General features: G+C 70.0%; 16 protein-coding genes and 1 pseudogene. 5 read left to right on the plus strand and 12 right to left on the minus strand.

The genetic code is table 11. The features are described 5' to 3' along the window. Positions 1-5: 5 nt before the first annotated feature. The 5 genes from eno to panB form a co-directional block, all read right to left on the minus strand. Positions 6-1289 carry a phosphopyruvate hydratase gene (gene eno / locus NFT33_RS04105; protein WP_220786325.1) on the minus strand — a complete coding sequence of 428 codons (1284 nt, stop codon included), beginning with the start codon at positions 1287-1289 and terminating at the stop codon, positions 6-8. Between the two features lie 118 nt (positions 1290-1407). Beyond that, on the minus strand, positions 1408-2265 hold the full coding sequence (gene kdsA, locus NFT33_RS04110; protein ID WP_251673374.1) for a 3-deoxy-8-phosphooctulonate synthase: 858 nt from the start codon (positions 2263-2265) through the stop codon (positions 1408-1410). Positions 2266-2300: 35 nt separating this feature from the next. Beyond that, positions 2301-3953 carry a CTP synthase gene (locus NFT33_RS04115; protein ID WP_251673376.1) on the minus strand — a complete coding sequence of 551 codons (1653 nt, stop codon included), beginning with the start codon at positions 3951-3953 and terminating at the stop codon, positions 2301-2303. Positions 3954-4113: 160 nt separating this feature from the next. After that, a complete protein-coding gene (gene panC, locus NFT33_RS04120) occupies positions 4114-4968 on the minus strand; it encodes a pantoate--beta-alanine ligase (RefSeq protein ID WP_251673378.1) in 855 nt (284 codons plus the stop codon). 35 nt (positions 4969-5003) lie between these two features. Further along, positions 5004-5861, minus strand: coding sequence for a 3-methyl-2-oxobutanoate hydroxymethyltransferase (panB, locus tag NFT33_RS04125; RefSeq protein WP_251673379.1), 858 nt, complete (start codon positions 5859-5861; stop codon positions 5004-5006). A 138-nt stretch (positions 5862-5999) separates the two neighbouring features. Between panB and NFT33_RS04130 the strand changes: the two genes are divergently transcribed. Then, on the plus strand, positions 6000-6605 hold the full coding sequence (locus NFT33_RS04130; RefSeq protein WP_220786330.1) for a DUF938 domain-containing protein: 606 nt from the start codon (positions 6000-6002) through the stop codon (positions 6603-6605). 211 nt (positions 6606-6816) lie between these two features. On the opposite strand, the gene NFT33_RS04135 is transcribed toward NFT33_RS04130, so the two are convergent. After that, positions 6817-7002 carry a hypothetical protein gene (locus NFT33_RS04135; RefSeq protein ID WP_251673381.1) on the minus strand — a complete coding sequence of 62 codons (186 nt, stop codon included), beginning with the start codon at positions 7000-7002 and terminating at the stop codon, positions 6817-6819. Between the two features lie 35 nt (positions 7003-7037). Here NFT33_RS04135 and NFT33_RS04140 point away from each other — a divergent pair, with 35 nt between their 5' ends. Continuing rightward, positions 7038-9362, plus strand: a complete 2325-nt coding sequence (locus tag NFT33_RS04140) for an HzsA-related protein (RefSeq protein ID WP_251673383.1) — start codon at positions 7038-7040, stop codon at positions 9360-9362. On the opposite strand, the gene NFT33_RS04145 is transcribed toward NFT33_RS04140, so the two are convergent. Genes NFT33_RS04145 through NFT33_RS04165 form a run of 5 tightly spaced genes read right to left on the minus strand, consistent with a single transcriptional unit; the run spans position 9338 to position 14934 of the window. Next, positions 9338-10204 carry an alpha/beta fold hydrolase gene (locus NFT33_RS04145; RefSeq protein WP_220786332.1) on the minus strand — a complete coding sequence of 289 codons (867 nt, stop codon included), beginning with the start codon at positions 10202-10204 and terminating at the stop codon, positions 9338-9340. The genes NFT33_RS04140 and NFT33_RS04145 overlap by 25 nt on opposite strands. A gap of 5 nt (positions 10205-10209) precedes the next feature. Then, positions 10210-11043 (minus strand): proteasome-type protease, encoded by an 834-nt coding sequence (locus NFT33_RS04150; protein ID WP_220786333.1) that lies wholly within the window; start codon positions 11041-11043, stop codon positions 10210-10212. Beyond that, positions 11040-13736 (minus strand): DNA mismatch repair protein MutS, encoded by a 2697-nt coding sequence (gene mutS, locus NFT33_RS04155; protein ID WP_251673385.1) that lies wholly within the window; start codon positions 13734-13736, stop codon positions 11040-11042. The genes NFT33_RS04150 and mutS overlap by 4 nt, the downstream gene beginning before the upstream one ends. A 57-nt stretch (positions 13737-13793) precedes the next feature. Continuing rightward, positions 13794-14423, minus strand: a complete 630-nt coding sequence (locus tag NFT33_RS04160; RefSeq protein ID WP_251673387.1) for a hypothetical protein — start codon at positions 14421-14423, stop codon at positions 13794-13796. After that, entirely contained in the window at positions 14410-14934 is a 525-nt protein-coding gene (locus NFT33_RS04165; protein WP_251673390.1) for a hypothetical protein, read from the minus strand. Before NFT33_RS04165 ends, NFT33_RS04160 begins: the two co-directional genes overlap by 14 nt. Positions 14935-15080: 146 nt before the next feature. Between NFT33_RS04165 and NFT33_RS04170 the strand changes: the two genes are divergently transcribed. Then, on the plus strand, positions 15081-16313 hold the full coding sequence (locus NFT33_RS04170; RefSeq protein ID WP_251673392.1) for a DUF2252 domain-containing protein: 1233 nt from the start codon (positions 15081-15083) through the stop codon (positions 16311-16313). 385 nt (positions 16314-16698) lie between these two features. On the opposite strand, the pseudogene NFT33_RS04175 reads toward NFT33_RS04170, so the two are convergent. After that, positions 16699-17556: pseudogene (locus tag NFT33_RS04175) on the minus strand (inositol monophosphatase family protein); the annotation flags it as partial. A 175-nt stretch (positions 17557-17731) separates the two neighbouring features. On the opposite strand from NFT33_RS04175, the gene NFT33_RS04180 reads away from it, so the two are divergent. Continuing rightward, entirely contained in the window at positions 17732-18457 is a 726-nt protein-coding gene (locus NFT33_RS04180; RefSeq protein ID WP_220786335.1) for an RNA methyltransferase, read from the plus strand. A 78-nt stretch (positions 18458-18535) separates the two neighbouring features. Further along, positions 18536-19315: a serine O-acetyltransferase gene (gene cysE / locus NFT33_RS04185; RefSeq protein ID WP_220786336.1), complete on the plus strand. Its 780-nt coding sequence runs from the start codon at positions 18536-18538 to the stop codon at positions 19313-19315. The last annotated feature ends 22 nt before the right edge of the window (positions 19316-19337 follow it).

The following is a 19337-nucleotide window of genomic DNA, read 5'->3' on the forward strand; positions in this document are numbered from 1 at the left end:
ACCGTTCAGCGCAGGTTGTAGAACGCGGCGCGGCCCGGGTAGACGGCGATCTCGCCCAGGTCTTCCTCGATGCGCAGCAGCTGGTTGTACTTGGCGATGCGGTCCGAGCGGCTCATGGAACCCGTCTTGATCTGGCCGGCGTTCAGGCCGACGGCGATGTCGGAGATCGTCGAGTCTTCCGTCTCGCCCGAGCGGTGCGAGATCACGGCGGTGTAGCCCGCGCGCTTGGCCATCTCGATGGCGGCGAAGGTTTCCGACAGCGTGCCGATCTGGTTGATCTTGATCAGGATCGAGTTGGCGATGCCCTTGTCGATGCCTTCCTTCAGGATCTTGGTGTTGGTCACGAACAGGTCGTCGCCGACCAGCTGGACCTTCTTGCCCAGACGCTCGGTCAGATGCGCCCAGCCGGCCCAGTCGCCTTCGTGCATGCCGTCCTCGATCGAGATGATCGGGTACTTGTCGCACCAGGTGGCCAGCATGTCGGTCCACTGCTCGGCGGTCAGCACCAGGCCTTCGCCTTCCAGGTGGTACTTGCCGTCCTTGTAGAACTCGGAGGCGGCGCAGTCCAGGCCCAGCGCGATCTGGTCGCCGGCGCGGTAGCCGGCCTTCTCGACGGCCTGCAGGATCAGCTGGATCGCGGCCTCGTGGCTCTCGACGCTCGGGGCGAAGCCGCCCTCGTCGCCGACCGCGGTCGACATGCCCTTGTCGTGGATGATCTTCTTCAGCGCGTGGAACACCTCGGCGCCCCAGCGGACGGCTTCACGGAAGGTGGGCGCACCGACCGGGATGATCATCAGCTCCTGCAGGTCGAGGTTGTTGTTGGCGTGGGCGCCGCCGTTGATGACGTTCATCATCGGCACCGGCAACTGCACGCCGCCCATGCCGCCGAAGTAGCGGTACAGGGGCAGGCCGGACTCTTCGGCCGCGGCGCGCGCGACGGCCATCGACACCGCCAGCATCGCGTTCGCACCCAGGCGCGACTTGTTGTCGGTGCCGTCGAGGTCGATCAGGGTCTTGTCCAGGAAGGCCTGTTCGGCGGCGTCCAGGCCCAGCACGGCTTCCGAGATCTCGGTGTTGATGTTCTGGACGGCGTTCAGCACGCCCTTGCCCAGGTAGCGGCTCTTGTCGCCGTCGCGCAGCTCGATGGCTTCGCGCGAACCGGTGGACGCGCCGCTCGGCACGGCCGCACGGCCCATCACGCCGCTTTCCAGCAGCACGTCGCATTCGATGGTGGGATTGCCGCGGCTGTCGAGGATCTCGCGGCCGACGATGTCTACGATGGCACTCATGGGTCTACTCCTGTGTCAACTGTCGGATATCGAAAATCGAAAATCTAGTTCTGGGAACCGGAACGGCGTGCATGGTGCCCGCACGCCGTTACCTGCGCTGAACATTCCTGCGACCAGCTCAGCACGAAAAATCGTTTTCGAGCAAAGGTTGCGCCTTGACCACCCGGTCGATCGCCACCAGTTGCTCCAGCAGCACACGCATGTGCTTGAGCGGCACCGCGTTCGGGCCGTCGGAGAAGGCCTCGGCCGGGCGCGGATGCGTCTCCATGAAGAGGCCGGCCACGCCGACGCCGACGCCGGCACGCGCCAGCACCGGCACCATCTCGCGCGCGCCGCCGCTGGAGCCGCCCAGGCCGCCCGGCTTCTGCACCGAGTGCGTGACGTCGAACACCACCGGCGCGCCGGAGCTGCGCATCTCGGCCAGGCTGGTCATGTCGGCGACCAGGTTGTTGTAGCCGAAGCTCACGCCGCGCTCGCAGGCCAGGAAGCGGTCCTCCGACAGGCCGGCGTCGCGTGCGGCGGCTCTGGCCTTGTCGATGACGTTCTTCATGTCCCAGGGCGCGAGGAACTGGCCCTTCTTGATGTTGACGGGCTTGCCGCTCTTCGCCACCGCGTGGATGAAGTCGGTCTGCCGGCACAGGAAGGCCGGCGTCTGCAGCACGTCGACCACGCTGGCGACCTCGGCGATCTGCGACTCGTCATGCACGTCGGTGATGACCGGCAGGCCGGTCTGGCGACGCACCTCGTCGAGGATCTTCAGGCCCGCGTCGATGCCGACGCCACGCCGGCTGGTGCCCGACGAGCGGTTGGCCTTGTCGAACGAGCCCTTGTAGATCAGCGGGATGCCCAGCGCGCTGCAGGCCTCCTGGAGCTGGCCGGCGACGTCCAGGCTCAGCTCGAGGCTCTCGATCGAGCAGGTGCCGGCGATCAGGAAGAAGGGCCGGTCCAGGCCGGCCTCGAATCCGCAGAGTTGCATGATGGTGGAGCCTGCCTGGCCTCGGATTGCGGGTTTCAGTTCGCGTTGCGCTTCTTGTGCTGCAGCGCCGCCTCGATGTAGCTGATGAACAGCGGGTGGCCGTCCCACGGCGTCGACTTGAATTCCGGATGGAACTGCACGCCGACGAACCACGGGTGCACCTCGCGCGGCAGCTCGACCATCTCGGTGAGCTTCTCGCGCTGGGTGATGGCCGAGATCACCAGGCCGGCATCCTGCAGGCGCTGCAGGTACTTCTCGTTGGCCTCGAAGCGGTGGCGGTGGCGCTCGGTGACGACCGGGCCGTAGATCTCGTGCGCGATCGTGCCCGGCTTGACGTCGGAGGACTGTGCCCCGAGGCGCATCGTGCCGCCGAGATCGGAGTTGGCGTCGCGCTTCTGGATCGTGCCGTCGGCGTCCTGCCACTCGTCGATCAGCGCGATCACCGGATGCGGCGTCTCGGGCTCGAACTCGGTCGAGTTGGCGTCCGCCAGGCCGGCCATGTGGCGCGCGTACTCGATGGTGGCGACCTGCATGCCGAGGCAGATGCCCAGATAGGGAATGCCGTTCTCGCGGGCATGCTGGGCCGCGAGGATCTTGCCCTCGATGCCGCGCTTGCCGAAGCCGCCCGGCACCAGGATGGCGTCGTAGCGGTCGAGCTCTTCGGCGCTCTCGGCCGTCAGCTTCTCCGAGTCCACGTACTCGATGTTGACCTTGACGTGGTGGTGGATGCCGGCGTGGCGCAGCGCCTCGTTGAGCGACTTGTACGAGTCCGACAGCTCGGTGTATTTCCCGGCCATCGCGATCGTGACCTCGCCCTTCGGGTTCTCGACCTCGCTGACTAGGCGGTCCCAGCGCTTGAGGTTGGCCGGGCGGGTGAAGAGCTGCAGCTTCATGCAGATCAGCTCGTCCAGGCCCTGCTCGTGGAGCATGCGCGGCACCTTGTAGATGGTGTCGGCATCCCACACCGAGATCACGCCGTGGCGTGCGACGTTGGTGAACAGCGAGATCTTCTCGCGTTCCTCGTCGGGAATCGGCCGGTCGGCGCGGCACAGCAGCGCATCGGGCTGGATGCCGATCTCGCGCATCTTCTGCACCGTGTGCTGGGTCGGCTTGGTCTTGAGTTCGCCCGCGGCGGCGATCCACGGCACGTAGGTCAGGTGCACGAAGGCGGCGTTCTGCGGGCCCAGCTTCAGCGCCATCTGGCGCACCGCCTCGAGGAAGGGCAGCGACTCGATGTCGCCGACCGTGCCGCCGATCTCGACGATGGCCACGTCGACCGCCTCGGGCGTGCCGACGCCGGCGCCGCGCTTGACGTATTCCTGGATCTCATTGGTGACGTGCGGGATCACCTGCACCGTCTTGCCGAGGTAGTCGCCGCGACGCTCCTTCTCCAGCACGGTGGTGTAGACCTGGCCGCTGGTGAAGTTGTTGGACTTGCGCATGCGCGTCGTGATGAAGCGCTCGTAGTGGCCCAGGTCGAGGTCGGTCTCGGCACCGTCGTCGGTGACGAACACCTCGCCGTGCTGGAACGGCGACATCGTGCCCGGGTCGACGTTCAGGTACGGATCGAGCTTGATCAGCGTGACCTTCAGGCCGCGTGATTCGAGGATGGCCGCCAGAGAGGCCGCGGCGATGCCCTTGCCGAGCGAGGACACCACGCCGCCGGTGACGAAGACGAACTTGGTCATGTGAAGCGGCCCTCCCTTGGGCGCGTCGCGGGCGCCGCGGGTGGGCGCAGGGGACACATTTCAGGAGGGCCGTGGTGGTAAAACGAGATTATAGGCGGCAGGCCGCGCCCCGGCGAAGGGCGTCCTTCGCGCCGGGCCTTGGTGCCGCGCGGTCAGATGGTCAGACCTCGAGGTTGTCGATCAGCCGTGTCGTGCCCAGCCTGGCCGCGGCCAGCGCCACCAGCGGCGTGCCGGCGGCCAGGTCCTCGGGCGAGGGCGGCAGCAGGTCGGCGCGGCGGCGCAGCGTCAGGTAGTCGGGTGCCCAGCCGCGTGCGGCCAGTGCGTCGGTGGCGCGCCGCTCGATGCCGGCGATGTCGCGCTCGCCCGCGCGCACCGCTTCGCGCATCGCCTGCAGCGCCAGCGACAGCTGCACCGACTCGGCGCGCTCGGCCTCGCCCAGATAGCCGTTGCGCGACGACAGCGCCAGGCCGTCGCCGGCGCGCGAGGTCTCGCCGGCGACGATCCGCACCGGCAGCGCGAACTGCTCGACCATGCGCCGGATCACCATCAGCTGCTGGTAGTCCTTCTTGCCGAAGACCGCCACCTGCGGCTGCACGCACTGCAGCAGCTTCATCACCACGGTGCACACGCCGGTGAAGAATCCGGGGCGGAAATGCCCCTCCAGCAGGTCGGCCAGCGCCGGGTCGGGCAGCACCTTGAAGGTCTGCGGCTGCGGGTACAGCTCGGCCTCGTCGGGCGCGAAGACGATGTCGCAGCCGGCACCCTCGAGCAGCTCGCAGTCGCGCGCCAGCGTGCGCGGATAGCGGTCGAAGTCCTCGTTCGGCCCGAACTGCAGCCGGTTGACGAAGATGCTGGCCACGACCGGCACGGCCGGACCGACCAGCGCGCGCGCCTGGCGCACCAGGCTCAGGTGGCCGTCGTGCAGATTGCCCATCGTCGGCACGAAGGCGGGGCGGCTGGAGGCCGGGCCGGCCAGCGTGGCGCGCAGCTCGGCGAGGGTGTGGATGACGCGCATCGGGCGGTTCTCGGTGGGGCGGTGGAGGAGCGGACTCAGGCGGCGGAGTACGCGTGCGCGACCCGGTCGGGGAATGAGCCGTCCTTGACCGCGGCGACATAGCGCCGCATCGCGTCGCCGATGCTGCCGCCCTCGAGCATGAAGTTGCGCACGAAGCGCGGCAGTCTGCCACGGGTGGCGCCGAGCATGTCGTGCATCACCAGCACCTGGCCGGCGGTGTCGGGGCCGGCGCCGATGCCGATGGTCATCAGGCCGGGGCTGTCGGCCTGCACCGCGGCGGCGACCTCGGTGGGCATCAGCTCGAGCACCATCATCGCCGCGCCTGCGTCGGCCAGCTCCTTGGCCTGGCGGCGCAGCACCGCCGCGCCGTCGGCGTCGCGGCCCTGCACCCGGTAGCCGCCCAGCGCGTGCACGCTCTGCGGCGTCAGGCCCAGGTGCGCGCACACCGGCACGCCGCGCTCGACCAGGAAGCGCACCGTCTCGGCGGTCCAGCCGCCGCCTTCGAGCTTGACCATCTGCGCGCCGGCCTGCATCAGCGCCTCGGCCGAGGCCATCGCCTGCGACGGGCCCTGCTGGTAGCTGCCGAAGGGCAGGTCGGCGATCAGCCAGGCCGCGCCGCCGTGCTGCAGGCCGCGCGCCACGCAGCGGGTGTGATAGGCCATCTCGGCCAGCGTGACCGGCAGCGTGCTGCTGTGGCCTTGCAGCAACATGCCGAGCGAGTCGCCGACCAGCAGCGTGTCCAGGCCGGATTCATCGGCCAGACGCGCGAAAGTGGCATCGTAGGCGGTCAGCATCGTGATCTTTTCACGGCGTGCATGCATCGCGCGCAGTGAATGCAGCGTCACCGGCTTGCGCTGACCGGGGTTCGCGGTGGGCTGGACATGGGAACTCAAATCTGTCTCCAGACGAAATTGTGCGAGAACCGGCCCTCTTTTCCGAGGACCGCGGCATTCTAGTCAGGCGTGCTGCGCTGCAGCAGTGGTACCTTTCCGGGCCCGTACCGATCATCACCGCCGACCGATACCGTCATCATGACCGTGGACAAGCCCCATGCGCCCGCCTGCGACCGCAATCGCGAGCCCATTCTGGCGGTGCTGCGCGCCCTGTACGCCGACCGCCGCTCGGTGCTGGAGATCGGCAGCGGCACCGGACAGCACGCGGTGCATTTTGCTGCTGCACTGCCTCACCTGCGCTGGCAGACCTCCGATCTGAAGGCCCAGCTGCCCGGCATCTGCCTGTGGCTGGCCGACCGGATGCTGCCCAACACGCCGCCGCCGATCTGTCTCGATGTCGACAGCCTCTGGCCGGAGCGCCGCTTCGATGCGGTCTACACCGCCAACACGCTGCACATCCTGTCCTGGGCCCAGGTGCAGGCGCTGTTCGAGCATCTGCCGGCGGTGCTCGATGCCGGCGGCCTGTTCACCGTCTATGGCCCGTTCCGTTATGACGGTGCACACACCAGCGACAGCAATGCCGCCTTCGATGCGGCGCTGCGCGCGGCCGACCCGCTGCGGGGCGTGCGCGACTTCGAGGCGGTGGCCGCGCTGGCCCGCGAGGCCGGCCTCGAACTGCTCGAGGACCGCGCGATGCCGGCCCACAACCGCTGCATCACCTGGCGGCGTGTCGCCGCCGCTTGAAGATCTGTGAGATTTCCTGTTCCTGAGGGCTTGCTGAAGTCCCCGGAAGGGATCTGCGCCGAATCGGTCTGATCCGCTGCAAACGCGCAGGAATTCACGTTCAATGCCCCGACTTTGGTCGGGTTGGTGAGAACTGCTCTCGCCCCGACACGCCGCTTGCCGCTGCTTACCGCCGGTATCGAGACGTGCGGTCACACCTGCCGCTGCCTGCTCACCAGCGGCCTACAGCTCTGATACAGATGCTTTCCAGAATCCGGCCTCGCTGATCCCGGCGGGCCTCCAGTTCGGTCTGGACCCGCCGAAACACCGGCAATTTCACCGAATTCGATAAATCAATCGGCTGGAAGATGCCCTGTCGCCCGCCATCCACCCAGGCGCGGGATTGCAGGAATTGCATGCGTGCATGCAGCAGTAGTTGAGCTGAGGCCCGAGATGTCCACCTTTCTTTTCCCGTCCCACCGCCGCCCTGCCGTCCTGGCACTGACCCTCTGCCAGATCGCGGTGCTGAGCGCCTGCGGCGGCGGCAGCGATGACGAGGCCCCCCTGGCCAGCGTGTCGAGCGCCGCTGTCGAGACTCCGGTCGCGCCCGATGCACAGGCCTTGCGGCGAGTCTCCACCCGCACCACCACCGTGACGGTCACGCCGGTCAGCACCGGTACCGCGGTGACGACGCCTGTTGCCATCCCCCCTGCGGCGACCACTTCCACCACCGTCACCGCCGCGGCCACCGGCACGCTGACCAACCCGATCCTGTTCGTCACCCAGGTGCCGTTCACCACCACGGTCGACATGGCGACCCGGCTGGGCACCTTTGCCAATCACATCCCGCAGATCCAGCGTGCGCCCCGCGGCGGCGACCTGATGATCCGCTATCCCGACGGCACGCTGCGCAACCTGACCAAGGAGGCCGGCTTCGGCATGGACGGCCTGCAGGGCAGCAAGGCGATCGCGGTGCGCGAGCCCAGCGTGCACTGGAGCGGCACCAAGGCGCTGATCAGCATGGTGGTCGGCGCGCCGACCCGCCAGTACTACGATGTCGACGTGAAGTGGCAGATCTACGAGGTCACCGGGCTGGCCAAGGGCGCGACCGTCAAGATCACCAAGGTCGCCAACCAGCCGGCCGCCTACAACAACGTGTCGCCGCTGTACGGCACCGATGACCGCATCCTGTTCACCTCCGACCGTCCGCGCGGCGGCGAGGCGCATCTTTATCCGCAGCTCGACGAATACGAGAGCACGCCGACCAACACCGGCGTGTGGCGCCTGAACCCGGCCACCGCCGAGCTCCGGCTGCTCAGCCACTCGGTCAGCGGCGCGTTCACGCCCTTCATCGACAGCGCCGGGCGCATCGTCTTCACCCGCTGGGATCACCTCAAGCGCGACCAGAACACCAGCGGCCTGGGTGGGGTGAACTATGCCAGCGAGGCCTCGGGTGCCGCGAAGCTGGCCAGCGCCAGCGAGGTCTTTCCCGAGCTGCTGGGCAGCAGCACCAGCAGCTACGGCCCGGTCAACGGCCACGACTTCAACCTGTTCTCGCCCTGGCAGATGAACGAGGACGGCACGGGTGAGGAAACCCTCAACCACATCGGCCGCCACGAGCTGATGCCGACGCTGTTCACCCGCAGCTTCTCCAGCGACAGCGCGCTGCGCGACTACTACAGCGACGGCTATGCGGCCAACAAGAAGACCATCCGCCATGACGGCGGCGTCTACCAGATCCGCGAGGACCTGCGCACGCCCGGCACCTTCTACGGCATCTACGGCCGCGAGTTCAACGAGCTGGGCGCGAGCCAGATCGTGCGCTTCACCGGCGGCGTCGGCATGAATGCCGAGCAGATGGTGTTCACCGATGCCAGCGACCCCACGCTGGCGACCGGCCGCTACCGCTCGCCCACGCCGCTGGCCGACGGCCAGATGGTGGCCAGCTACGCGCCGAGCGTGACGGTGGGCGCCTTCCAGAACGCCCGCTTCACCGTGCGGCTGCTGGGCTACAACGCCACCACCCGGCAGTACAGCTCGGGCACCTCGCTGACGGGGGGCATCAGCAAGACGGTGAGCTGGTGGGATCCGGACACCAAGAAGAGCTACAGCGGCCCGCTGTGGGAGCTCGATCCGGTCGAGGTCGTCGCCCGCACCCGCCCGACGATGCGCACCGAGTCGGCCCTGTCGGCGCCCGAGAAGGCCATCCTGGCCGAGGAGGGCATCAGCGAGACCGCGCTGCGCGCCTGGATGAAGACCAACAACCTGGCGCTGATCGTCACCCGCAACCAGACCTCGCGCGACCGCGCCGACAAGCAGCAGCCCTACAACCTGCAGGTGCCCGGCGGCACGAAGCGGGTCGGCAACACCGGCAAGGTCTACGACATCGCCCACTACCAGATCCTGCAGGCCGACTCGGTGCGTGGCTACACCAGCCGTTCGGGGCGGCGCCCGATCGCGCAGCCGATTCCCGCGACGGTGACCGGCAAGAACGTGCCCAACACCTCCGGCCCGAGCGGCAGCGTGAAGATCGCCGCCGATGGCTCGACCGCGGCCTTCGTGCCGGCCAACCGGGCGGTGACCTGGCAGACGACCGACACCGTCGGCACGCCGGTGGTGCGCGAGCGGGTCTGGATCACCTTCCAGCCGGGCGAGGTGCGGGTCTGCGCGTCCTGCCACGGCGTCAACAAGGTCGACCAGGCCGGCCTGGCCGCGCCGACCAACAAGCCCGAGGCGCTGCGTGCGCTGGTGCGCTACTGGAACACGCTGCCCAAGTGAGCGTCCGAGGCTGTGGCATGCCGGCCCGGCATGCCCGCCAGCATCTCCAGCACCCGCCGGGCGGCCTCGCCCGGCTTTTCCATGGGGAAGAGATGGCTGCCCTCGATCCACTGCAGCCGCTCGCCCACCAGCCGGCGGGTGGCGGCCAGCCCGGCCTGGCGCAGCTCGCGCGACTGGGTGCCCGCGAGGAAGCCGACCGGACAGCGCAGCGGCTGGCGCGCGATCAGGCGGTCCAGCGTGTGCGGCAGCGTGTCGTAGATGCGCGCCTCGACCTGGCGGTCGAAGGCCAGCCGCACGCCGTCCGCGTCGGTGCGGCCCGCCGCGACCAGGCCGCAGGCCAGATAGTCGTCGAGCACGCCCGGCGCCCAGCGCGCGAAGATCGACTTGGCGCCGAAATGCGCGCGCGCGGCGTCCACCGAGGGCCAGTGCATGCGCCGTCGTGCGGCGATGCGCCCCGGCGAGACCCGCGCGATCAGCCGGGTCGCCTTGGCCAGCCGCACGCTCTGCGCCCGCCAGCCGCCGACCACCGGCGAGTCCAGCAGCAGCACCGCATCGGCCAGCTCCGGGCGGTGCAGCGCCGCCTTCAGGCTGAGCAGTCCGCCCATCGAGTGCCCGACCAGCACCCGCGGCCCCGGCGTGACCGGCAGGCCGCTGGCGAAGCCGATCAGCTGGTCGCGCAGCCGCGGCCAGTTGCTGCTGACCGGATGCGCCGGGTCGTGGCCGTACATCGGCAGCGCCTCGACCCGCCAGCCGGCCTCGCGCCAGACCTCGAGCATCTGGCGATAGGTGCCGGCGGGAAAGCCGTTGCCGTGGCTGAAGATGATCGTGCCGGGCGCTTCCATCGCGGTCAGACGATCTTCTCGCCCGGGTGGGTGATCTTGCGCATCGTCTCGTAGCGCTCGGACTCGACCATCAGCGGGAACTCGGCCGCGGCGCCGTCGCCGCTCCATTCCGGGTGCTCGATGCCCTCGAACACCTCGCGCAGGCGCTGGCCCCAGGTGTCGTGGATCATCTTGAAGTACGGATTCTTCTCGTCGATGCACACGATGCGCTCGGCCTTCAGGTCGCCGTTGCGGTAGACCAGCAGGTCCAGCGGCAGGCCGACCGACAGGTTGGACTTCAGCGTCGAGTCCATCGACACCAGCGCGCACTTGGCGGCCTCGTCCAGCGGCGTGGTGGGCGTGAGCACGCGGTCGAGGATCGGCTTGCCGTACTTCGACTCGCCGACCTGGAAGAAGCAGGTCTCGCGGGTGGCCTCGATGAAGTTGCCGGCCGAGTAGACCAGGAACAGCCGCATGCCCTCGTCGCCGATCTGGCCGCCGAAGATCATCGAGCAGTTGAAGTCGATGCCGGCCGCGCGCAGCGCCGGGCCGTCGGTCTCGTAGACCCGGCGCACCGCCGCGCCCAGCACGCGGGTGGCGTCGAACATGCTCCTGGCGTTCCAGATCGTGATCGGCTCGCCGCCGTCCGGCGCCGGGATCTTCTCGACCTGCAGGATCTCGCGCACCGACTGCGAGATCGACAGGTTGCCCGCCGACAGCAGCACCATGCAGCGGTCGCCGGCCTTCTCGTAGACCATCATCTTGCGGAAGGTGCTGATCGCGTCGAGACCGGCGTTGGTGCGCGAGTCAGAGAGGAAGACGAGGCCGGCGTTGAGCCGGATGCCGACACAGTAGGTCATGACGGGGTGCGGGCGGCCAGGGCCCGGAGTTGATAGAGCGCGTCGAGCGCGGAACGGGGAGTGAGGGTATCAGGGTCGAGCGCGCGCACCGCCTCCAGCACGGCTGCGGCGTGCGGGTCGGCCACCGCGGCCGCGGCGGCTGCGACCGGCTCCGGTGTCAGCTCGGGCTGCAACTCGGGTTGCGGCTCGGGCGGTGCGGCGAACAGGTCGATCTGCGGGGTGCCGGCGCTTTTCTGCGCTTCGAGCTGGTCGAGCGTCTGGCGCGCCTGGCGCAGCACCGCCGCCGGCATGCCGGCCAGCCGCGCCACCTGCACGCCGTAGCTGCGGCTGGCCGGCCCGGGCTCGATCGCGTGCAGGAAGACGATGTCGTCGCCGGACTCGGCTGCCGAGACATGCATGTTCAGCGCGTGGCGGTGCTTCGCGGGGAACTCGGTCAGCTCGAAGTAGTGGGTGGCGAACAGCGCGAAGGCGCGGTTGCGGTCGTGCAGGTGGCTGGCGATCGCGCCGGCCAGCGCCAGGCCGTCGAAGGTCGAGGTGCCGCGGCCGATCTCGTCCATCAGCACCAGCGAGTGCTCGGTGGCGCCGTGCAGGATGGCGGCGGCCTCGGTCATCTCCATCATGAAGGTGGACTGGGCGTTGGCCAGGTCGTCGGCCGCGCCGATGCGGGTGTGGATCGCGTCGATCGGCCCCAGCCGGCAGCGCGAGGCCGGCACGAAGGAGCCGATCGCCGCCAGCAGCACCGTCAGCGCCACCTGGCGCATGAAGGTGCTCTTGCCGCCCATGTTCGGGCCGGTGATGACCAGCAGGCGCCGCGCGGCATCGAGCCGGCAGTCGTTGGGAATGAAGCTGCCGGCGCCCGACTCGGCCAGCCGTGCCTCGACCACCGGATGGCGGCCGCGCTCGATCTCGATGCAGGGCTGCGGCACGAAGTCCGGCCGGCACCAGTCGAGCGTGCGCGCGCGCTCGGCCAGCGCGGCGAGCACGTCCAGCGAGGCCAGCGCGCGGCCCAGCTCGGACAGCGCCGCCAGATGCGGCTGCAGCGCGTCGAGCAGCTGCTCCCACAGCCACTTCTCGCGCGCCAGCGCCCGCTCCTGCGCCGAGAGCGCCTTGTCCTCGAAGGCCTTGAGCTCGGGCGTGATGAAGCGCTCGGCGTTCTTCAGCGTCTGGCGGCGCTGGTAGTTCAGCGGCACCCGGTCGATGGCCCCGTTGGTGACCTCGATGTAGAAGCCGTGCACCTTGTTGTACTGCACCCGCAGGTTCTGGATGCCGGTGCGCAGCCGCTCGCGCGCCTCCATCTCCAGCAGGAAGGCATCGCAGTTGGACGAGATGGCGCGCAGCTCGTCCAGGTCCGGATCGAAGCCGGTGGCGATGACGCCGCCGTCGCGCAGCAGCACCGCTGGCTCCGGCGCGACGGCGCGGTGCAGCAGCTCGGCGATGGCCGCATCCGGCGTCAGCGCGGCGTGCAGGTCGGCCAGCAGCGCGCCGTCCTCGGGCACCTGGCGGCGCAGCTCGGGCAGCACCGCCAGCGTCTCGCGCAGGCCGGCGAGCTCGCGCGGGCGCACCTGGCGCAGCGCGGTGCGCGCGCTGGTGCGCTGCACGTCGCTCACCTGGCGCAGCGCGTCGCGCAGCGGCTCGACCGCGTGCGCGGCCTGCAGCACCTCGATCGCCTCGAGGCGCCGGCGCGCCGGCTCGCGCTCGCGCGGCGGGTGGGTCAGCCACTGGCGCAGCATGCGGCTGCCCATGCCGGTGCGGCAGCTGTCGAGCAGGCTCAGCAGCGTCGGCGCCGTCTCGCCCTTGAGCGTCTGGGTGATCTCGAGGTTGCGCAGCGTCGCCGGCGGCAGCTCCAGCAGCGCGTGGGCGCGCTCGACCGTCAGCGTGCTGACATGCGACAGCGCCCGGCCCTGGGTGTGCTCGGCATAGCCCAGCAGCGCGGAGGCTGCGGCATGCGCGGCGTGCAGGTCCTGCGCGTTGAAGCCGGCCAGATGCGCGACCTTGAGCTGCTCGCGCAGCTTGCGCTCGCCCAGCGCCGGATCGAACTGCCAGTGCGGCCGCGAGGTCAGCGGCACGCCGGCCTGGCGCAGCGCCAGCGGCCGGCGCTCCTCGTGCAGCTCGCCGCTGATCAGCACCTCGGCCGGCGCCAGCCGCGACAGCCAGGCCGCCAGCTCGCGCTCGCCGCATTCGGTCAGGCCGAGCTGGCCGCTGGCCAGCGCCAGCCAGGCCAGGCCGTAGACCGGCTGCGCGGCCGGCCCGCGCACCGCCAGCGCCAGCGCCAGCAGCCGGGTGTCGCGGCGCTCGTCGAGCAGCTCGGTGTCGGTCACCGTGCCCGGCGTGACCACCCGCACCACCTTGCGCTCGACCGGCCCCTTGGTCGCGCCCACCTCGCCGACCTGCTCGGCGATCGCCACCGCCTCGCCCAGGCGGATCAGCTTGGCCAGATAGTTCTCGAGCGCATGCACCGGCACGCCCGCCATCACCACCGGCTCGCCCGCGCTCTGGCCGCGGGTGGTCAGCGTCACGTCCAGCAGCCGGTTGGCGCGGCGCGCGTCGTCGTAGAACAGCTCGTAGAAGTCCCCCATGCGGTAGAACACCAGCGTGTCGGGGAAATCGGCCTTGATGCGCAGGTACTGCTGCATCATCGGCGTGTGGCCGCCCAGGCCGTCCGTGTCCGGGCGCGTCGTCGGGGTTCTGCTCATGGGTGTCGGCGTCGCGGCGCCGTGGGCGGGAAAACCCGCCATCTTAGCGAGCGGGCTTCAGAAGGCGCATCGGCGCGAGGCCAAGGCCTTCAGCCGCTCCATCACGAGGTCCGCTCGCTCCGGCTCGGTCAGCAGGCCGGGCAGCACGTTCGCGAAGTCGCCATCCTGCAGCAGCGTGCCGAACGCGATCGCCACGGCTTGCTGCAGTTCGGCGGGCGCGCCGGCCATCTCGACAAGGAGTTCTTCGCGCCCGTCGACGATGTTCAGCACATCCTCGAGGTCGTGGCTGCTCAGGAAGTCGCCGCCGCCGCGACTCGAGAAGGCCTCGAGCTTGGTCGCGATGAAGGCCATGGCGCTGACCAGCCGGATCGTGATGCCTGAGCCCAGGTCTGCCGGTCGGGCGCTTTCCACCGCGTAGGCATACCAGCGGTTCGAGAAGCCCAGCACGTCCGGCTGCACCGGCATCAGGTCGAAGAGCACCCCGGACGCCTTGTGGACCCAGCGGCAGATCACGTCGCTGCCGATGTCCCGGGCGAAGCCGCGCTCGGCGACGGCTGCCTCGATGCGGTGGAACAGGGCTCGGCTGGAATTCACCACCGCATCGACGTCCCGGGTGGCGCGCACGCTGTCGGCCAGCGCCTCGGCGACCTGGCGCAGGGCCGGCAGGTTCGGGTCATGGACGCGCATCGGCACGCTCCTGGACGGGATGGGTCAGTTCGGCCTCCATCAGCTGGGCGGCCAGCGTGCGCTCGCGTGCCCGTCCGGTCCGCAAGGCGTCCAGCAGCGCCAGCAGGCGATGCAGCGCTGGGTCGGTCAGGGCGGCCAGGGGGGCGCTCCGGTAGAGCGGCGAGAGCGTCGGCCCTTTGGCGCTGCCGGTCGGGTGAGCCCATACCGGTGCATCGCCTGGTGCCACCCGCATCTGGCTGGCCAGCGGCTCCATGCCGATCGATGTGGGCACGCCACGCTTGACCGGTCCCATCGTCGCGGGCCAGACATAGCGCGCCCCGTGCAGCACGAACTCCAGCAGGTTCGGCCGGATCGGGGTCCATTCGCCGCGTGCCGTCGCGACCGCCAGGCCGGAGGCGACTGCCCGCTTCACGCTGGCGTGGGTCTCCGAGGCGCTCATGCCCAGGGCTTCGCCCAGCGCGGCGTAGGTCCAGTGTCGAGACGGGTGTGCCGCCACTTTCAGCAGCACCATGAGATCTTGGGGTTTCAGGTCCATCGGCAGGGCAGAAGGCTGTCGGCAATTGTCGATTCGCAATTCGCGAATGGCAAATGTCGCCGATGCCCGTGCCGTCGGCAAGCGGCAGTGCGCGGTGGGCATGCGGCGGCTTACGATGCTGCATGGACATCATTCACCAGATCCTCGCGCACAACGCCGGCCGCGAGCCCGAGCGCCTGCAGCGCAAGTACGACCGCATGCGCGAGAGCGCCTTCGTCTTCCTGCGCGCGACCTGTCCTCTGTTCTGGCAGCGGCTGCCGGCCGGGCTGGCGCTGTTCGAGGCGGGGCCGGACGGCGCGCCGGCGGTCTGGAGCTGCGGCGACCTGCATTTCGAGAACGTCGGCAGCTACGAGGGCGACAACCTCCAGACCTACTTCGACATCAACGACTTCGACGAGTCGGCGCTGGCGCCGGCGAGCTGGGACCTGCTGCGGCTGCTCGCCAGCCTGCGGGTGGGCGCCGACACGCTGGAGATCGACGCCGAGGCCGCGCGGGCGCTGTGCCGCACCACGCTGCAGGCCTATGTGCAGGCGCTGCGGCGCGGCAAGGCCTTCTGGATCGAGCGCGATGTGGCCGACGGCGTGGTGCGCGAGCTGCTCGACCAGCTGCGCCGCCGCGATGCCGAGGCGTTTCTCGACAAGCGCAGCAGCGGGCGCGGCGCCTCGCGCCGGCTGAAGGTCGACGGCAAGCGCGCGCTGAAGGCGTCCGAGGCCGAGCAGCAGCAGGTGTGCGCCTTCATGGCGGGCTTCGCGGCGACGCAGCCCGATCCGGACTTCTTCCGGGTGCTCGATGTCGAGCGTCGGGTGGCCGGCACCGGCTCGCTCGGGCTGGCGCGCTGGGTGGTGCTGGTGCAGGGCGAGGGCGGAGACAGCGGCCAGCGCCTGCTGGACCTGAAGCAGGCGGTGCCCTCGTCGCTGGAGGCGCTGCTGCCGGCGCATGGCGTGGCGCAGCCGGTCTGGCCCGATGCGGCCACCCGCATCGTCACGCTGCAGCAGCGGCTGCAGGCGGTGCCGATGGCCTGGCTGCATGCGGTGCGCCTGGGCGACATGCCCTGCGTGCTGCGCGAGCTGCAGCCCACCGAGGACCGGGTCTCGCTCGACCGCGCCACCACCTCCGGCGAGGCGCTGCGCGACTTCGCCGCGACGCTGGGCCGGCTGCTGGCCTGGGCGCAGCTGCGCTCGGGCGGGCAGGGCGGCTCGGCGACCGCGGACGCGCTGATCGCCTTCGGCGAGCGCCAGGACTGGCACGCGTCGATGCTCGACACCGCCGAGACGATGGCGCTGCAGGTCGAGCAGGACTGGGCGGCCTATGCGGCCGCGCATGACGCAGGCCGCTTCCGGGTCTTCGCGGGCTGACCCGGCCTGGGGCTCAGAACGGCGCGTCGCCGTCGCGGCGGCGGCCGCGGCGCGGGGCTTCCGTCGGTGCCTCTTCCTTCGGCGGCATGTCTTCCTTGCGGATGCGGGTCGGGGCCTTGCGGATCACGACCGGCGCCGCTGCGGCTTCCTCGGGCATCGGCTCGAAGGCGGCGGCCAGCGCGGCGGCCGGCGACAGCGGCACATCGATCGGCAGCTCGGCCTTCGGCGCTTCGGCCTCCAGCTCGGGCTGGGTGGCGGCCAGGTATTCGTCGAGCGGCACCAGCTTGCCCGGCTGCGTCGGGGCGGCCTTGCGCACGGTGCGGGTCGGCGTGGCGGGCACGCCGTCGGCGCCTTCGGCCTCGGCCTTCTTGACGCGCGGCTTGCGGGCCTTCGGAGCGGCCTCGACCACCGGCGCTTCCGGCTCGTCTTCCTTGATGATGCGGGTGAAGGGGGTGAGGATCTGCACCAGCTGGCCGTAGACCTTGGGCGTGGCGGCGATCACCTCGCGCTGGTAGAGGTAGTCGGCCTCGCCGGTGAAGTTGCCGATCAGGCCGCCCGCTTCGGTCACGATCAGCGAGCCGGCGGCGATGTCCCACGGGCTCAGGCCGGTCTCGAAGAAGCCGTCATACCAGCCGGCCGCGACATAGCACAGGTCCAGCGCGGCCGCGCCCGGGCGGCGCAGGCCGGCGCAGGCGGGCATCAGCTCTTCCATGATCTTCAGGTAGCGCTTGAAGTTGTCGCCCTTGCGGAAGGGAAATCCGGTGCCGATCAGCGAGTCGGCCAGGCGGATGCGCTTGGAGACGCGGATGCGCTTGTCGTTGAGGTAGGCGCCCCGGCCCTTGGTGGCGTAGAACAGATCGTTGCGGCTCGGGTCGTAGACGACCGCCTGCTCGACCTTGCCCTTGAAGGCCAGCGCGATCGACACCGCGTACTGCGGGAAGCCGTGGATGAAGTTGGTGGTGCCGTCCAGCGGATCGATGATCCAGACGAAGTCGCTGTGCTGAGCGCCCTGCGAGCGGCCCGATTCCTCGGCCAGGAAGCCGTGGCCCGGATAGGCCTGGCGGATGGTGTCGATGATCGCCTGCTCTGCCGCCTGGTCGACCTCGGTGACGAAGTCGTTGGGCCCCTTGCTGGTCACGGTCAGTCGCTCGACGTCGAGGCTGGCCCGGTTGATGATCGCCCCGGCCGCGCGCGCGGCCTTGATGGCGATGTTGAGCATGGGGTGCAAAGAGGCTTGCGACATGGGAATGCGGCTCCGGAACTCGGTTCGACGAGTGGCGAATGAAAGGGGCGAGGGGCTGGCGGAAGGAAAGAGCGGGGCGCGGGTTCTGCGCGGCCACGCTGGCCTGCAACGCCTAAGATAACCGGTCATTCTACGATGTCCGCGCCGGAAAACGGCGCCTGAAAGGTCTTCTCCCGTGTCTGCCGCTCCCGACTCGACCCGTTTCGTGCTGGTCCGCACCAGCCACCCCGGCAATGTCGGCTCCACCGCCCGCGCGATGAAGGTGATGGGATTTTCAGAGCTGGTGCTGGTGGCCCCGCGCTTCGGGGACGTGCTCAGCCAGGAGGAGACGGTGGCCATGGCCAGCGGCGCGGCCGACATCCTGGTGCGCGCGCGCATCGTCGCGACGCTGGACGAGGCGCTCGAGGGCGTGCAGATCGCCTGCGCCACCGCGATGACGCCGCGCGACTTCGGCCCGCCGGTGGAGGCGCCGCGCGCCTGCTTCGAGCGCCTGGCCGCGCGGCCCGACAAGATCGCCTTCGTGTTCGGCAGCGAGCGCTTCGGGCTGTCGAACGAGGATGTCTACCGCTGCCATGTCTGCCTCTCCATCCCGACGAATCCCGACTACGGCTCGCTGAACCTGGCGCAGGCGGTTCAGCTGCTGGCCTACGAGTGGCGTCAGGCGCTGGGTGGCTTCCCGGTGGTGCCGCGCACCCGCGACGCCGCTCGCGCCGGCATCGACGCGGTGCAGGGCGCGCTCGGCCACTGGGAGCAGGCGCTGGTGCATCTGGGCTTTCTCGATCCGAAGGTGCCGCGCAAGCTGATGCCGCGCCTGAACCAGCTGCTCAACCGCGCCGAGCCGACGCTCGAGGAGATCAGCATCCTGCGCGGCATCGCCCGCGAGATCCTGCGTCGCGGCTGAAAATCGGCGCGCGTCCTACACTTCGCTTTCGTCGGCGACGCTGCGGCGCCGCCTCCCGAAGCTCGTCACGAGTCCGCCATGTTCAGCCGCCTGAAAGAAGACATCGACTGCATCCTCGAACGCGATCCGGCCGCCCGCTCGCGCCTGGAGGTGCTGACCTGTTATCCGGGCCTGCACGCGCTGTGGATCCAGCGTCTGGCGCACTGGTTCTGGGTGCGCGACTTCAAGTGGCTGGGCCGCTGGCTGTCGCACTGGGGCCGCTTCCTGACCGGCATCGAGATCCACCCCGGCGCCACCTTCGGCCGGCGCGTCTTCATCGACCACGGCATGGGCATCGTCATCGGCGAGATGGCCGAGGTCGGCGACGACTGCACCATCTACCAGGGCGTGACGCTGGGCGGCACCTCGCTGGTCAAGGGCGCCAAGCGCCACCCGACGCTGGGCCGCGGCGTGATCGTCGGCGCCAATGCCTGCGTGCTCGGCGGCTTCACGGTGGGCGACGGCGCCCGCGTGGGCTCCGGCGCGGTGGTGACCAAGCCGGTGCCCGACGGCGCCACTGCGGTGGGCAACCCGGCGCGCATCATCGCCGCGCAGCAGGACGCCCAGCGCGAGGCCGCGGCCGCGCGCATGGGCTTCTCCGCCTACGGCGTGACGCAGGGCGAGGATCCGGTCGCGCAGGCGATGAAGGGCCTGATCGACAACGCCTCCAGCCACGAGCACCAGATCGCGCTGCTGTGGCAGGCGATCGAGAAGCTCTCGGCGCGCGCCCGCGAGCTGCCGGCCGACCCTTGCGTGCCCGACGAGGCGCACCGCACCGAGCAGTTCGACGCCGAGCGGCTGAACCGGCTGGTCAAGTAGCGCGGCCGCGCTGTCGCGCAGC

It is taken from the genome of Sphaerotilus sp. FB-3, from assembly GCF_023706025.1.
Taxonomy (GTDB): Bacteria; Pseudomonadota; Gammaproteobacteria; order Burkholderiales; family Burkholderiaceae_C; genus Sphaerotilus; species Sphaerotilus sulfidivorans.